Origin of the sequence: Novosphingobium guangzhouense (genome assembly GCF_002896965.1) — a bacterium.
GTDB classification, from domain to species: domain Bacteria; phylum Pseudomonadota; class Alphaproteobacteria; order Sphingomonadales; family Sphingomonadaceae; genus Novosphingobium; species Novosphingobium guangzhouense.
The window spans coordinates 1-2,730 of sequence record NZ_LYMM01000102.1; the positions used below are offsets into that span (position 1 = coordinate 1).

The window sequence follows — 2,730 nt, forward strand, 5'->3', positions numbered from 1 at the left end:
GACGAGGCACATGTCGCCCGGCACGGTGTGCTTGAGCACGGTGTAGGCGAGCCCGGCCTGTGCGGTCTCGACCAGTCCGGCGCCCTCCAGCCACTTGTGCAGGACGCCGGCCGCGAAGGCATCGCCGGTGCCGATGCGGTCGACGATGCCGGTGACGTCCACCTCGCTGGTCTGGTGCGCACCATCACGCGCATCGATCCGCGCCGCGATGCGGTGGTGGCCGGAATTGACCACGTGGCGCGCGGTGGAGGCGATCAGTTGCAGCTTCGGGAATACCTCGAAAGCGGCCAGCGCGGCTTCCCGCCGACGGTCCGAACCATCGCCGGAAAATGCCTTGCCCAGCAGCAACGAGATATCGCGGTGATTGCCGATCATGACGGTCGCCGACTGCATGAGGTCGGTCAGGATCTCGCGCGGGTTGCTGTCCCACGCATCCCACAGCAGCGCGCGGTAATTGCCGTCGAAACAGATGGGCACGCCGGCGCTTGTCGCCGCGGCGACGGCGGCTTGCGCAAGCGCGACGCCTCCGGGGCCGAGCGCCGGCGTGATGCCCGACAGGTGGAGCAGTCGGGCTCCCTCGAGAGCGGAGGCGAAGTCGAACTGGTCCGCCCTGGAGGTTGCGAACACGGAGCCCGCGCGATCGTAAGTGATCGACGAGGGCCGCAAGCCCGCCCCGCTTTCGAGGAAATAGAGGCCCATGCGGCCGGAATCACGCCCGACGTGGGCGGTATCGACCCCGGCGGCATTGAGGGCCGCGCGCGCCTTGTCGCCCAGCGGGCTGGACGGCAGGCGCGTCAGCATCTTCACGTCATGGCCCAGCGAGGAAAGCCCCGCCGCCACGTTGGCCTCCGCCCCGCCGACGACCATGTCCAGCGCATCGCACTGCACCGTCAGCCGCGCGCCCGGCGTGGCAAGGCGCAGCAGCACTTCGCCGAAGGTGACGACGTGGCCCGAAGCGCTTTCGGTCATCTCAGCGCGCCAGCCAGCCGCCGTCGACGGCCAGAACCTGGCCCGTCACATAGTCCGACGCCTGCGAGGCGAGGAACACGGCCGCGCCCGCGATGTCGTCCGGCTTGCCCCAGCGTCCGGTCGGGATACGCTCAAGGATCTGGCGGTTGCGCGTCTCGTCAGCGACGAGGGCAGCCGTGTTGTTGGTGGTGATGTAGCCCGGCGCGATCGCGTTGACCTGCACGCCCCTGGGGGCCAGTTCGTTCGCCATTGCCTTGGTGACGCCGGAAACGCCCGACTTCGCCGCCGCATAGCTGGGCACGCGGATGCCGCCCTGGAAGGTCAGCAGCGAGGCGATGTTGACGATCTTGCCGCCTTCTCCACGCTCCACCATGCCCTTCGCTGCAGCCTGACTGAGGAAGAACAGGGTCTTGAGGTTGGTGTCGATCACCGCATCCCAGTCCTCTTCGGAGAACTGCAGCAGGTCGTCGCGGCGGATGATCCCGGCGTTGTTGACGAGGATATCGACCTTGCCGAGCCCCGCCACCGCTTCGTCGATCACGCGGCTGACCGGCTCGATGCTGGACAGGTCGGCCTTGATGTTGACTGCCTTGCGGCCGGTCGCGGCGATGAGTGCCAGCGTCTCGGTCGGCTCCGAGCGGCCCGCCACGGCAACGTCGGCGCCCGCCTCTGCCAGTGCGACTGCGATAGCCTGACCGATGCCGGTGTTGGCGCCGGTGACGAGCGCGGCCTTGCCCGTCAGGTCGAAGGAAATTGCCATGATACCATCTCGCCACTGCGGGCGCCGTCACGCATCGCTGCGTGCGGCGTCCCTGATTATTCGTCGCCTTGAGCATTTTCTAATCAGGTGGAGCACCTGATGACTCGGAAAATGCGACAAACCAAAAGTTACCTTCAGTGCCGGGCCAGGTCCTACTGGAGCTGGCAGATATCCAGCACGTTCATGTCGGTGTAGTCGAGGTTCTCGCCGCCCATCGCCCAGATGAAGGCGTACTTCTTGGTGCCCGAACCCATGTGGATCGACCACGGCGGGCTGATGACGGCCTCTTCGTTGGCGATGACGATGTGGCGCATCTGGTCGGGCTCGCCCATGTAGTGGAAGATGCGGTCGTTCTCTTCGGGCAGCTCGAAGTACAGGTAGATTTCCGAGCGGCGATCGTGGAGGTGCGGCGGCATCGTGTTCCACACCGAGCCTTCTTCCAGCACGGTGAGGCCCAGCAGCAACTGCGCGCTCTCGCACACGCCGGGGATCACCAGCTGGTAGATCGTGCGCTGGTTCGAATTGGCCAGATCGCCGCGCGCCAGCGGATTGGCCTGATCCAGCGTGATGTGCTTGATCGGCAGCGCCTTGTGAGCGGGCACCGAGGCGATGTAGAAGCGCGCACCCTCACCCTCGAAGATCACCTCTTCGCTGCCCATCGGCACGTAGAGGCATTCCTTGTTCTTCATCTCGAAGCGCTGCCCATCGACCGTGATCGCGCCCGGACCACCGATGTTGGTGATGCCCGCTTCGCGGCGCTCGAAGAAGGACTTGCCCTCGGCGCTCTTGGGAACGGTCTGCAGCGGCAGCTTGAGCGGCTCCGCACCCGGAACCGCACCGCCGATGATGAAGCGCTCGTTGTGCGAGTAGTTGAGGTTGACTTCCCCAGCCTTGAACATGCCCGTCACCAGATAACGGTCGCGCAGTTCCTCGTTGGAGACACACTCCATCATGTCCGGATGGGTGGCGTGGTACGTCTTGCAAAACACTGTGAACTCTCC

Annotated in this window: 3 protein-coding genes; all 3 read right to left on the reverse strand. The window is 65.7% G+C overall.

Going from position 1 to position 2,730, the window contains the following annotated elements; all coding sequences use genetic code 11:
- A partial coding sequence (locus A8V01_RS26920; protein ID WP_103099312.1) for a sugar kinase occupies positions 1 to 969 on the reverse strand: 969 nt, incomplete at its 3' end.
- Position 970: 1 nt separating this feature from the next.
- A complete protein-coding gene (gene kduD, locus A8V01_RS26925) occupies positions 971 to 1,729 on the reverse strand; it encodes a 2-dehydro-3-deoxy-D-gluconate 5-dehydrogenase KduD (RefSeq protein WP_103099313.1) in 759 nt (252 codons plus the stop codon).
- 152 nt (positions 1,730 to 1,881) lie between these two features.
- A complete protein-coding gene (gene kduI, locus A8V01_RS26930; protein ID WP_103099314.1) occupies positions 1,882 to 2,718 on the reverse strand; it encodes a 5-dehydro-4-deoxy-D-glucuronate isomerase in 837 nt (278 codons plus the stop codon).
- Positions 2,719 to 2,730 lie beyond the last annotated feature (12 nt).

Excerpts from the sequence above, each read along its gene's own strand:
- kduD (WP_103099313.1), bottom strand. The coding sequence starts at position 1,729 with ATGGCAATTTCCTTCGACCTGACGGGCAAGGCCGCGCTCGTCACCGGC.